This window comes from Marinobacter iranensis (assembly GCF_029207565.1).
GTDB lineage: Bacteria > Pseudomonadota > Gammaproteobacteria > Pseudomonadales > Oleiphilaceae > Marinobacter > Marinobacter iranensis.
The window spans coordinates 86,366-98,238 of the sequence record NZ_JANCMW010000016.1 but is presented as its reverse complement, the minus strand read 5'-3'; the positions used below and the strand labels follow the sequence as shown (position 1 = coordinate 98,238).

At 56.1% G+C, this 11,873-nt stretch carries 10 protein-coding genes and 1 pseudogene; 7 read left to right on the top strand and 4 right to left on the bottom strand.

Annotated features, from left to right (window positions below; genetic code table 11):
• Positions 1–648: 648 nt before the first annotated feature.
• From ltrA to NLU14_RS19840, 3 genes and pseudogenes are all read left to right on the top strand, one after another.
• A complete protein-coding gene (ltrA, locus tag NLU14_RS19850; RefSeq protein WP_275709843.1) occupies positions 649–1,899 on the top strand; it encodes a group II intron reverse transcriptase/maturase in 1,251 nt (416 codons plus the stop codon).
• A 130-nt stretch (positions 1,900–2,029) separates the two neighbouring features.
• A pseudogene (locus NLU14_RS19845) lies at positions 2,030–3,046 on the top strand (transposase); the annotation flags it as partial.
• 222 nt (positions 3,047–3,268) lie between these two features.
• Positions 3,269–3,673, top strand: a complete 405-nt coding sequence (locus NLU14_RS19840; RefSeq protein ID WP_275709841.1) for a YybH family protein — start codon at positions 3,269–3,271, stop codon at positions 3,671–3,673.
• 29 nt (positions 3,674–3,702) lie between these two features.
• Here NLU14_RS19840 and vapC read toward each other — a convergent pair whose 3' ends face one another.
• Together vapC and NLU14_RS19830 are read right to left on the bottom strand one after the other, a co-directional pair.
• Entirely contained in the window at positions 3,703–4,134 is a 432-nt protein-coding gene (vapC, locus tag NLU14_RS19835) for a type II toxin-antitoxin system VapC family toxin (RefSeq protein ID WP_275709839.1), read from the bottom strand.
• On the bottom strand, positions 4,131–4,325 hold the full coding sequence (locus NLU14_RS19830) for a type II toxin-antitoxin system VapB family antitoxin (protein ID WP_275709837.1): 195 nt from the start codon (positions 4,323–4,325) through the stop codon (positions 4,131–4,133). The genes vapC and NLU14_RS19830 overlap by 4 nt, the downstream gene beginning before the upstream one ends.
• 541 nt (positions 4,326–4,866) lie before the next feature.
• On the opposite strand from NLU14_RS19830, the gene NLU14_RS19825 reads away from it, so the two are divergent.
• From NLU14_RS19825 to NLU14_RS19810, 4 genes are all read left to right on the top strand, one after another.
• A complete protein-coding gene (locus tag NLU14_RS19825) occupies positions 4,867–5,196 on the top strand; it encodes a hypothetical protein (RefSeq protein WP_275709835.1) in 330 nt (109 codons plus the stop codon).
• A gap of 73 nt (positions 5,197–5,269) precedes the next feature.
• Complete coding sequence (locus tag NLU14_RS19820; protein ID WP_275709832.1) at positions 5,270–7,231, top strand: aconitate hydratase; 1,962 nt, start codon at positions 5,270–5,272, stop codon at positions 7,229–7,231.
• 106 nt (positions 7,232–7,337) lie between these two features.
• The gene (gene yghU / locus NLU14_RS19815; protein ID WP_275709830.1) at positions 7,338–8,216 is read left to right on the top strand and encodes a glutathione-dependent disulfide-bond oxidoreductase; all 879 of its coding nucleotides are present in this window, start codon (positions 7,338–7,340) and stop codon (positions 8,214–8,216) included.
• Positions 8,216–9,796: a PQQ-dependent sugar dehydrogenase gene (locus NLU14_RS19810; RefSeq protein ID WP_275709828.1), complete on the top strand. Its 1,581-nt coding sequence runs from the start codon at positions 8,216–8,218 to the stop codon at positions 9,794–9,796. Before yghU ends, NLU14_RS19810 begins: the two co-directional genes overlap by 1 nt.
• A 1-nt stretch (position 9,797) precedes the next feature.
• Here NLU14_RS19810 and NLU14_RS19805 read toward each other — a convergent pair whose 3' ends face one another.
• Positions 9,798–10,046 carry a thiamine-binding protein gene (locus tag NLU14_RS19805; protein WP_275709826.1) on the bottom strand — a complete coding sequence of 83 codons (249 nt, stop codon included), beginning with the start codon at positions 10,044–10,046 and terminating at the stop codon, positions 9,798–9,800.
• Positions 10,047–10,060: 14 nt separating this feature from the next.
• On the bottom strand, positions 10,061–11,824 hold the full coding sequence (gene ggt / locus NLU14_RS19800; protein ID WP_275709824.1) for a gamma-glutamyltransferase: 1,764 nt from the start codon (positions 11,822–11,824) through the stop codon (positions 10,061–10,063).
• Positions 11,825–11,873 lie beyond the last annotated feature (49 nt).

Sequence of the window (11,873 nt, the reverse complement as noted above, 5' to 3'; positions counted from 1 at the left end):
TGGAGCGTCTTCAGGCAGAATCTGCTAACAAGCCGCTCAATGGTGACGCCGCAGGCGGCGCACATTAGCGGAGCGTTGAGGCTGTAGAAAGTGTGCCGCAGGCACACGGAAGAACTGTCTATTTTGGTAAGTTCTTCCGTGTAGAAGCTGCATGAAAGATGAAGGTGGGCCCTTCGAAGTCGACTTTCAGGAGTAGGCTTCAAACCACCCCAAGCTGCGTTGGTAAAGAGCCAGGGTAGTGAGCGTTGGGGTCAAAGCCGCGAGAGAATATCTCGGGCAGGTGTGGATTAGAGAGACGAACGCAAGTGAACCCTCGATGACGCGTCGTTATTCAGAGACCCGCTGTCAAAACCAGGGGCGTTTCTACCTTCTGGGACAAGCTTGTCGGACACCTGATTACTGGACAAGCGGCAGCCGGCGTATAGGGGGCGTGAATCTGATTCAGGCTTTCGTGCGGAACTGCGGGAACCAGTCGTTCCGATGTTAAGGGAGAAGCACAAGTGGCTAAAACCACGAGGCGAGAGTACCGATGCGGAGCACTGGGACGGACCGAGTTGTAGTAGTGATGAAGGCTGGTAATGCGGCTGGAGCGAAGGGCTCGGATCAAGTGGTTGCATTCGGCGTCCAACTGGACTCAGGAGGAGACGAATGAGTGCAACGAAGTCATACGCCATTGATAAGTGGTCAGTGTACAACGCCTATAAGGCAGTGAAGGCCAATGCGGGCGCAGCGGGCGTGGATCGGCAGTCGCTTGCGGATTTCGAGGCGGATCTGAGCAGTAATCTGTATAAGATCTGGAATCGGATGTCGTCAGGCAGCTATTTCCCACCGGCTGTGAAAGCCGTGGCCATCCCTAAAAAGAGCGGTGGGGAGCGCATCTTGGGTATTCCCACCGTAGCTGATCGCGTGGCCCAAATGGTGGTCAAGCGGGAGATTGAACCTGCCATCGAAGCCAGCTTCGCCCCAGACTCTTACGGTTACCGGCCCGGGAAATCGGCGCTGGATGCTGTAGGAATCACGCGTGAGCGATGTTGGCGATACGACTGGGTTCTTGAGTTCGATATCAAAGGCCTGTTTGACAACATAGACCAGGAATTGCTGCGCAAAGCACTTCGGAAGCATGTGCACTGTGAATGGGCGAGCCTTTACATAGAGCGGTGGCTAACGGCTCCCATGCAATTGGCGGATGGGACTCAGGAGATTCGTTCTCGAGGAACTCCCCAAGGGGGTGTGGTCAGCCCGCTGTTGGCTAATCTATTCATGCACTATGCCTTTGATCTCTGGATGGGAAGAACGTTTCCGGGGGCACCTTGGTGCCGGTATGCGGATGATGGACTGGTGCATTGTCGAACCGAGCACGAGGCCCTGGCTCTCAGGGACGCGTTGGAAAAGCGGTTCCGAGAATGCGGTCTGGAAATGCATCCGGTGAAGACCAAGATTGTTTACTGCAAGGATGGAAAACGCAGAAGGCAGTACCCGAACACGCAGTTCGATTTTCTTGGGTATACCTTCAGGCCACGGCTGGTGAAGAACCGCAAACGAAACAGTATGTTTGTGAATTTCACGCCAGCGGTCAGCCAAGCGGCTATGAAGTCCATGCGGCAAACAACCCGGAGATTGAACTATCGCAATCGCTCCAATCTGAGTCTGGCAGATATATCGCGACTACATAACCCGATACTTCGGGGGTGGCTGGCGTACTATGGAAGGTTCTATCCCTCCGCCATGTACCCAGTGCTGCGACATTTCAACCGGACGTTGGTGGCTTGGGCGATGAAGAAGTTCAAACGCCTGAAAGGCAGGAAGATGCGGACGAGTCAGTTTTTGAAAACACTGGCTAAGACCCGACCTTCCCTGTTTGTACATTGGCAGCGAGGTATGGTGGGTGACTTTGCTTGATGGGAGCGGTGTGAGTCGAGAGGTTCACGCACCGTTCTGCGAGAGGCTGAGGGTGCAATTCCCTTGGTCTACTCACCAACTCAAAAATCTCGCAGTGGTTTGGTAGGATCAGACAAACGGACAAGGAGTCGTCAGCAGCCATGCCGAGGAAATCGAAGAGCTGTTCGAACAAGTCCTACTGGTGTGCCATGAACAGGGCCTGCTGGGTAACGAACTCTTCGCCATCGACGGCTGCAAGATGCCCTCCAATGCCGCCAAAGAGTGGTCCGGCACCTTCAAGGAACTGGAAGAGAAACGGAAGAAGCTGCGACGACTGATTCGCCATCACCTGAAGGAACACCACGAGCGGGACGAGGCTGCCACCGAGACCGAACTGGACCGGGACATTCGCCGAGCCAAGACCGTTCTCTCTCTGAACGAATCCCTGAAGAAAGTGGACCGCTTCCTAAAGACGAACTGCCCAAGGATGGGCCGGGGGAAACGGAGCAAGGAAGTGAAGAGCAACATCACCGATAACGAAAGCGCCAAGATGACCACCAGTAAGGGCACGATCCAGGGCTATAACGGCGTGGCCACGGTGGACAAGAAACACCAGATCATCATCGATGCCCAGGCCTTCGGTGAAGGCCAGGAACACCACACCCTGCAACCGGACACGGGCTGGAAAGACATCATTCCGGCCAGTGAGTTCCAGTTTGATCCGGTCAATCTCACTTGTATCTGTCCAGCAGGTAAAGAGCTTCATTATGAGGCGACTCGTACGGATGGGAATGGTGTATCCAGAGCGCAGTTCAAGGGCCGCCTGCTTCAGTGTCGACACTGCCCCAAGAAACATCAATGCATGCAAAACCCGGCCTCGGCTGATCACCGTAAAGGCAGCGGTAGGCAGGTAACTTTTGCATTAGAGCGGAATCGTGGGCCCAACTACACCGACTGGATGAAACATCGAGTGGACAGCCCTCAGGGCAAGGAGATCTACAGTCACCGCATGTCGGTTGTGGAACCGGTGTTTGGCAACATTGGCACCAACAAACGGCTGAATCGCTTCAGTTTGCGAGGCCGGAAGAAGGTGCAGGGCCAGTGGCAGCTATATTGCCTGGTGCATAACATTGAGAAGCTGGCGAATTACGGACAGATAGCGGCGTGATCCTGGGGAGGAAGTGCCCCGGAATACCCTTTAGGCCGCGGGCCATCGGTGTCTGAACACGGAAATACCGGGATTGGCGGTTATTAAAGGGCAACCAACCCGAAAACTGGACAATGCCGGCAGAATTGGCCGGCTGACAAAATGAGATCGAGGGTCGTGAAATGGTGGCTCATTTTTGGGTTTTTCTACACCCTCGTTAAGTGGCAAAGGAGAAATTTTCGTATGAGAAGCGATGAAGACGAAATACGAGAACTTGTTGCGAAGTGGATGAAAGCAACAAAAGAAGGTGATTTCGAAACAGTGCTCGACCTAATGGCAGACGATGCTACTTTTATTGTTCCTGGTCAGCCTCCTTTTGGAAAAGAAGCGTTCGCGTCGGCTGCAAATTCTCAGGACGCAGCATCTATGGAAATAGATGGTGAGAGTGAAGTGCTTGAGATTACAGTTACAGGTGAATGGGCCTTTATGCTGAGTCACTTGACCGTTAAAGTAAAAGTCGAAGGATCCCCTGAAGTGGTTCGGGCAGGCAATACTCTCACCGTCCTTACGAAGAGGGATGGTCGCTGGCTTTTGTACCGGGACGCAAATCTACTGGTCCCAGAGCAGCAATCCAGCAATGCCACTTAACAAGTTGCTGCATCCGGAAAAATTACTCGCTACGCTCCTAATTTTCCGGTGAGCAAGGCGTTATTTCCTCTAAGGGCAGGCTCAAGTCCAAGGTGATCAACAAAAGGGATAAAGTCGCGATCCAGAAACAGCAGGGGTAGCTCCTTCTCTATGCAGAATGTCGCGATGATCACGTCGGCAGTCTTTCTGATTGTGATGCCCCTTTTACGAAGCGCTCGATAATTGTCTGCGCACTTGGCTGCCATATCTTTGCTAAACATCTCATACTGTTCCAGCGTGAGCAGGCTTTGTTTGGTCTGATGGTATTGCTTGTCGTTGCGGATGCCTTGCAGAATTTCCAGAAATATGAGGTCGCCGATAGCGACAGACCCTTGGACTATCGAGGCATCCAACAGATCAGTGTGTGGGTTATTGACCCCGTTGAAATAGTCGATCCAGACGCTGGTATCCACCAGTATCATCGGGCGCTCCGCATTTCATCCAGATCGCCTTCCCACTTGATTTTGCCGCGCAGCTTTCGAATCTCCTGCTGCTTGCTAAGCTGGACCAGAAGTTTCAGGCCTTGCTCAACGGCTTCTTTTTTGGTTTCGTAGCCGGAGACTTTGAGGGCTTCGGCCATCAACTGGTCGTCAATGACAATGTTCGTTCTCATGGTGCACCTATGTGTATGGTTTCCGGTTTTCATACACAATCTAGCACTTCAGGGAAAACATAACAATCGGCTGCACAGCAACCGGTTTTCCGCCGCTTAGCGGCTTTAAACCGGCTGATCTTGCACCGCTTAGCTTTTCGAGAGCGAAAATCACCCGAATCAGGGAAGAAATAATGAAAGTGACATTCTTAATTCTGATCTTTCTGGCTGTGATCGTTGGTTGTTCGAATCGAGGAGCCTATACAGGAATTCAAACCAGCAACAGATTTGAGTGTTCCAAGCGCCCCCCGTCTCAATATGATGAATGTATGGAAAGCGCTAATAAATCCTATGATGAATATGAGCGTGAGCGCAAAGAGGTAACGGACAAGTAGTCTGTGCACGCCCTACTTGAGGGCAGCGGTGTCCCAGTTGAGCGAAGCGTTGATCGACGTGGACGAGGGAGCGGCTGTATGCTGATTGTGGGTACGAGGGCCGCCTTAATTGCGGACCAGTGTCCATCGCATTGATATTCACTGTTGTCCCCGGGGAGTAAAACTTCATGAAGCCAACCGTATTCGTTTCGGTTCTTCTGGCTGTATTCAGCGTTAATAGCTGGTCTCAGGAGATCGATTACGACAAACGCAATATGCATATTTTTTGCGCAAGTCATCTGGCGGTCATGAGTGACTCACTCACCGAAGGGGGTGATCAGTACAAGGCTTTGATGTTTATGTCAGGCGTTCATGGTGATGAGGCAAAGAAAATGGGCGCGACTGAGAAGCACTTTACCGATGTGACCGGGTATCTGAAAAAGGTCCGCAAAAACAACAAACAGAAATGGAGCAGGTTGTCCTCCCGGAGTAAGGAGGTGTGTTTTCCCCAATCCTGACAACAGAATCGGGGTTGGGGGCTATAGTTAAGGGTATGAATATCTGAAATCTGGCTCGCATGGAGGTCATCCAATGACGAAACAGACAAAGAATCAACCACACAACGTAGCCAGCAAGCTGATTGAGTCGCATCTTGTGTCGGGAAAGATGAAAGCTGGTGAAGAGATCGGGCTGAAGATCGACCAGACGTTAACCCAGGACGCCACCGGCACACTTGTAATGCTCGAACTGGAAGCCATGGGGCTGGATCAGGTAAAAACGGAGTTGTCTGCCCAGTACGTTGACCATAATTTGTTGCAGACGGATAGCCGCAACCCGGACGACCATGTGTTTTTGCGCAGTGCCTGCGAGCGGTTTGGTCTCTGGTTCAGCCCGGCTGGTTCCGGCGTGAGCCATCCCGTGCACATGGAGCGTTTTGGCAAGCCTGGCAAGACGCTTCTGGGTTCAGACAGCCACACCTGCGCTGCCGGGTCTCTGGGAATGCTGGCAATGGGGGCGGGTGGCCTGGCTGTAGCCATGGCAATGTGTGGTGAGCCGTTCTACCTCAATATGCCCAAGGTTATGGGTGTGAAGCTGACAGGAAAACTGCCGGACTGGGTGAGCGCCAAGGATGTTATTCTGGAGATGCTTCGTCGCCATGGCGTCAAGGGCGCCGCCGGGAAGATCCTTGAGTACTATGGGCCGGGCCTGAAGGGGCTTTCCGCCATGGATCGCCATGTAATCGCCAATATGGGCCAGGAAATGGGCCATACAGCCACGGTATTTCCGGCGGATGATGCGGTACGTGACTTTCTCAGGCAACAACAGCGTGAGAACGACTTCCAGAGGCTGGAGGCCGACAACGGTGCCACCTACGATATCCATGAAGAGATCGACCTGAGCAAGCTGGAGCCGTTGATTGCGCTCCCCAGCAGCCCGGGGAAGGTGTTTCCGGTGCGTGAGGTGGCGGGCGAGTCCATATACCAGGCTTACATCGGTTCTTCCGCCAATCCCGGCCTGCGGGATTTTGCGGTTCCCGCGATGATGGTCAAGGGGCGTCAGGTTCATGAACGGGTGTCTTTTGACATCAACCCTACTTCGCGTCAGGTGCTGGAAAACCTGGTTGAACTGGGCCACCTTACAAATCTGCTCAGCGCAGGCGCGCGCTTGCATCAGACTGGCTGTAATGGCTGTATTGGCATGGGGCAGGCACCGGCAACGGACCAGATCAGCTTACGCACGGTGCCGCGGAATTTTGCTGGCCGCTCGGGCACCCGGGAAGACAAGGTCTGCCTCTGTAGCCCCGAAACAGCCACTGCATCGGCGCTCATGGGCGTGATTACGGACCCCCGTGATCTGGACATGACCTATCCTGTGTTCGATGACCGTAGTACCTTCTATGTAGAAGATCGAAATATTCGGCCACCGGCGAAGCATCCGGAACTGAGCGTGGTTGAAAAGGGGCCGAACATCAGTACCTTGCCAGAGTTTGACGGGCTTCCTGATTCGCTGGAAGCGCCGGTCCTTCTCAAGGTCGGTGACGATATTTCCACGGATGATATTCTTCCGGCCGGTTCCAGCATCTTGCCTTTTCGCAGCAATATTCCGGCCATCAGCGAGTTCACCTATATCCGGCTCGACCCTACCTATCCGGAACGTGCCAGGCAATATCAGGAGAGCGGTTCCGTGATTGTGGGCGGCGAAAACTACGGCCAGGGCTCAAGCAGGGAACACGCGGCTCTGGCTCCTCGCTACCTGGGCTTGCGGGTGGTGATAGCCAAGAGTTATTCACGTATACACTGGCAGAATCTGTGCAGCTTCGGTGTCCTGCCGCTGAACTTTGTCACCCCGGAAACCTTCGACAGGATCCAGCAGGGAGACGAACTGGTGTTTGATGGGCTGGTGAAGGCACTGGAATCCGGTGACAAAATTGTTGCTAAAAACGCCCGCAGCGGCGAACGTTATGAGTTGACCCATGAGCTGAGTGGGCGGCAGGTCAGCATGATCATCAAGGGCGGGCTGCTGAACATGATGCGCCAGGCTCTGGCCGCCTGAAAGCTAACGTTCCCGAATTCATTTCCTGAAATAACTCAGCAGAGTAGGATGCATACTGGCTGATTGCTTAGTGATCCCTGAACCCCCTAAAAGTGAGGATGAATAAATGTCCGACGATACCTACACGCCTCCGAAAGTCTGGAAGTGGGACGCCGAGAACGGTGGCGCTTTCTCGAAAATCAACCGGCCGATTGCCGGGCCCACCCATGAGAAAGCGTTGCCGGTGGGCAAGCATCCGTTCCAGGTTTATTCATTGGCGACCCCCAATGGCGTGAAGGCCACCATCATGTTTGAGGAATTGCTGGCCAGGGGCATCAAGGAAGCGGAATACGACGCCTGGCTGATCCGCATTACCGAGGGTGACCAGTTTGGTAGCGGGTTTGTGAAGGCAAATCCGAATTCCAAGATTCCGGCAATGATGGACCACAGCCAGAAGCCGGCGGTTCGTGTGTTTGAGTCCGGGTCTATCCTGCTTTACCTGGCGGAGCGGTTTGGTGAGTTCCTGCCCAGGGAGATCGTTGCGCGCACGGAAACCCTGAACTGGCTATTCTGGCAGATGGGCAGTGCCCCGTTCCTGGGTGGTGGGTTTGGTCACTTCTATGCCTATGCGCCGGAAAAATACGAGTACCCGATCAACCGCTACACCATGGAAGTGAAGCGCCAGCTTGATGTGCTGGACCGCCAGTTGGCGGATAACCGCTACATCGCGGGCGATGAGTACACCATCGCGGATATGGCCATCTGGCCCTGGTACGGAGCGTTGGTGAAGAACAAGGTGTACGAAGCGGCGGAATTCCTTGAGGCGCACACCTACAAGAATGTTGTGCGTTGGGCCGATGAGATAGGAGAGCGCCCGGCGGTGAAACGTGGGCTGATGGTCAACCGCACTTGGGGCGAAGAGCGCAGGCAGTTGCATGAGCGGCACGACGCCAGCGATTTTGAGCTGCGAACCCAGGACAAGCTGGAGCCTGCCGGAGACGCGTAATGGCGGCATCGGTCATCTGGTGGAAAGTGGTCTTGGCGTTTGTCATTGCGCTTGTGGTGGGTTCAGTGCTAGGCAGCCTTGTGCAGACCCAGTTCAACCTCCAGGCGCTGGAAGGCCTGGGAGTTGAGATCAGCCTGGGAACCCGGCTGGAAACCAGTATTCAGGACCTGATCAACTTTGCACCGCTGTATGCCATTCTGTTCGGGGTCAGCTTCGTGTTTTCCCAAGGGGCTGCTGCATGGGTGGCCAGGTTGGCGGGTAACTCAGGCCGTTTATGGTTGTACCCGCTTGCCGCAGCCGTGGGGCTTTGGGTGACGCTGTGGATTGTGGATACGCTGGCACCAATGCCGACGTTGATTGCAGCCACCCGCGAAGCTGGCGGTCTAGTCGCCATGTTGGTGACTGCTGCCGTTGCAGGTGGGTTGTTTGCCGTGCTGGTTACCCCTGCGGGGCGCAAGGGTAATGGTTTTTCCTCTGCGCCGGTCATGATTCTGATGCTGGCCGGTGGCCTGGCGTTGCCCGATTCCGGGGCTTTTGCCGATGAACCAGGCTATCAGGTCGAAACGGTTGCGGAGGGCCTGGAGCATCCCTGGTCACTGGCCTTTCTGCCCGACGGGCGGATGCTGGTGACCGAGCGGCCGGGCCGGTTGCGAATGCTGACCGCCGACGGTGAGCTGTTGCCCGAACCGCTGGACGGTGTTCCGGAGGTGTTTGTATCTGGCCAGGCCGGCCTGTTTGAGGTACTCCCCGCCAGGGACTTCGAGCAGAGCGGAGAGGTCTACCTGAGTTACGCCTGTGGCACCCTGCAGACCAACCACACCTGCCTCGCCAGGGGCGAGCTTGATGAACAGGGCCTGGGCAACGTAACCGAGATTTTCCGGGCGCAGCCCGCCAAGCAGGGTGCTGCCCATTACGGCGGTCGCCTGGCGTGGTTGCCGGATAACACACTGATACTAACGCTGGGTGATGGTTTTGATTACCGGGAACAGGCCCAACGGCGCGAAAACCACATTGGTAGCATTGTGCGCCTTAACCCCGATGGTACTGTTCCGGAAGACAATCCGTATGCAGGCAGCGAGCGGTATGAAGGTGAAATATACAGCTATGGTCACCGTAACGTGCAGGGACTGGTCTACGACACTGAGCAGAATCGGCTCATTGCCCATGAGCACGGGCCCCGTGGTGGCGACGAGGTCAATATCATCCGTGCGGGCGCCAATTACGGTTGGCCCATTACCACCCACGGGCTGGACTACACCGGCGCCCGGGTGACACCGTTCGAGGAACGTGAAGGTATTGAGCCACCGCTGCTGCACTGGACACCCTCCATCGCGCCCTCCGGCATGACGCTCTATACCGGCGACCTGTTTCCCCAGTGGCAAGGTGACTTGCTGGTTGGTGCACTGGTTACCCGGCAGGTGCATCGCGTCCGTCTGGCCGGCGGTCAGGCCGAAGAGGTCGGTGTTCTGTTTGGTGAGCTGGGCGAACGCATCCGGGATGTGCGAACCGGCCCGGACGGGGCCATTTACCTGCTCACCGACAGCGCTGATGGGCGTGTTCTGAAAGTCACCGACCGCTGAGCTACCGTGGCCGGCGGTCACCTTCCATGATCTTGGCCACAAACACCGCCTTACCGTACTCCTCGAACGACCATTTCATGGTGTCTGAAAGCACGCGCATCACCTCGTCATACTCACCGAACATTTCGGTGCTCATGCGACCGGGATGGATTTCCAGGCCCGTTTTCTCCAGCCGTTCAATAACGGCGCGGATGGGCGGTTTGTAGTCATCGGTGAGTGGGTAGCAACTCAATTGCACTGAAAGATACATAAAACCTCCGGGGTTCAGTAACCCATGGCTGACGATGTGCTGCGGCGCGGGTCCGCACCGCCGTGCAAGGTGCCTTCACTGTCAATCAGTATGCTCTGAATGGCGCCCATGGCGCTGCCAGTCACCACTTTGTGGCCTTTTTCCTCCAGTAGCCGGACGGTATCCGGGCTGATGCCCTGTTCAATGCGGATTTCATCCGGCAGCCACTGGTGGTGAATCCTCGGGGCACTGACTGCAGACTGTATGTTCATATTATGGTCAATCACATTGAGCAGCACCTGCAAGGTGGTGGTGATAATCCGCGAGCCACCGGGGCTGCCGGTAACCAGGTAATTGCGGCCATCGCGCCGGACAATCGTTGGCGACATAGAACTCAGCATCCGCTTGCCCGGTTCCACCTTATTGGCTTCACCGCCGATCAGTCCATAGGCGTTAGGCTCTCCAGGCTTGGCGCTGAAATCGTCCATCTCGTTGTTCAGCAGGAATCCGGCCCCGGTAACGGTAATGCCGGAACCGTAGCTGAAGTTGATGGTGTAGGTGTTGGAGACGGCATTGCCCCAGCGGTCGACAATGGAGAAGTGAGTGGTTTCCGGGCTTTCATAGGCGCCCGGGGTCCCGGCCCGGATCTCCGATGAGGGACGGGCCTTGTCCGGAGCAATGGTTTTACGCAACGTGTCTGCATACGCCTTGCTGGTCAGGCCCTCCAGGGGCACGTCCACATAATCGGTATCCCCCAGGAACTCGGCACGATCGGCGTAAGCCAGTTTCATGGCCTCCGCCATGCGGTGAATGCTGGCGGCGGAATTGTGGCCGTAGTCGGCGAGCGGGTAGCCCTCGAGAATGTTGAGAATCTGTACGATATGCGTGCCACCGGAGGAGGGCGGCGACATGGAGTAGATGTCGTGGCCCCGGTAGGTGCCGTGAACCGGTTGGCGAATCCGCGGCCGGTAGCTTTTCAGGTCATCCAGGGTGATCAGGCCGTCGTGGCGTTGCATTTCCTCCACGATGAGTTGCGCGGTTCTGCCTTCATAGAAGCCCTCGATGCCCCGATCGGCAATGCGCTGGAGGGTGTCGGCCAGTTCCGGTTGCCGGAAGCGTTCGCCAGGCTGCCACGCGGAGCCATCCTCCTTATAGAAGGTTGCCAGGGTGGCGGGCCAGCGCTGCAGTCGCTCCCGTGCCTGCTCCAGGCCCTCGGTGAAGCGGTCGGGCACAATGAAGCCTTCCCGTGCCAGTTTGATTGCCGGCGCCAGGGCCTGTTCCAGGGATAGCGTTCCATGTCGCTCCAGCGCCAGGGCCAGGCCGGCCACGGTGCCGGGTACGCCGGATGCCTTGTGAGTGAAACGGCTGCGGTTCTGAACCACATTGCCATCTTCATCCTGGAACATGGTTTCCGTGGCGGCGGCCGGCGCCTTCTCCCGGTAATCGATGGCTTCAACGTTGCCCCCGTTGCCCGGGGCGTAGAGCATAAAACCGCCCCCACCGATGTTGCCGGAGCGGGGTTGGGTCACAGCCAGGGCGAAACCGGCCGTGACCGCTGCGTCCATGGCGTTGCCGCCGTTCTCAAGAACCTCAAGCGCCACTTCCGTTGCAAGCGTGTGGCTGGTGGCTACCATCCCGTTCGTGGCCTTGACCGGGTGGTGGCGCTCACCTTCAAGAATGGCGTCGGCCGCCACCGGGTGCAGAGGGAAGAGCAGTGCAAAGGTAACAATCAGCTTCGTGGCCAGTGAGCGGCCTGGAGCGGCTTTTCGCGTACCTGCCTGTAGGGGGAGTCTATCCATGTTTCTGTGCCTCGTTTCTGGTGCTCAGATAAGCTATCATAGCCGGTCA

What these genes read in the sequence shown, in the direction of transcription:
- NLU14_RS19805 (WP_275709826.1), bottom strand. Translation starts at nt 10,046, where the DNA reads ATGTATCTTTCAGTGCAATTGAGTTGCTACCCACTCACCGATGACTAC.
- yghU (WP_275709830.1), top strand. Translation starts at nt 7,338, where the DNA reads ATGTCCGACGATACCTACACGCCTCCGAAAGTCTGGAAGTGGGACGCC.
- NLU14_RS19810 (WP_275709828.1), top strand. Translation starts at nt 8,216, where the DNA reads ATGGCGGCATCGGTCATCTGGTGGAAAGTGGTCTTGGCGTTTGTCATT.
- ltrA (WP_275709843.1), top strand. Translation starts at nt 649, where the DNA reads ATGAGTGCAACGAAGTCATACGCCATTGATAAGTGGTCAGTGTACAAC.
- vapC (WP_275709839.1), bottom strand. Translation starts at nt 4,134, where the DNA reads ATGATACTGGTGGATACCAGCGTCTGGATCGACTATTTCAACGGGGTC.
- NLU14_RS19825 (WP_275709835.1), top strand. Translation starts at nt 4,867, where the DNA reads ATGAAGCCAACCGTATTCGTTTCGGTTCTTCTGGCTGTATTCAGCGTT.
- NLU14_RS19840 (WP_275709841.1), top strand. Translation starts at nt 3,269, where the DNA reads ATGAGAAGCGATGAAGACGAAATACGAGAACTTGTTGCGAAGTGGATG.
- NLU14_RS19820 (WP_275709832.1), top strand. Translation starts at nt 5,270, where the DNA reads ATGACGAAACAGACAAAGAATCAACCACACAACGTAGCCAGCAAGCTG.
- NLU14_RS19830 (WP_275709837.1), bottom strand. Translation starts at nt 4,325, where the DNA reads ATGAGAACGAACATTGTCATTGACGACCAGTTGATGGCCGAAGCCCTC.
- ggt (WP_275709824.1), bottom strand. Translation starts at nt 11,824, where the DNA reads ATGGATAGACTCCCCCTACAGGCAGGTACGCGAAAAGCCGCTCCAGGC.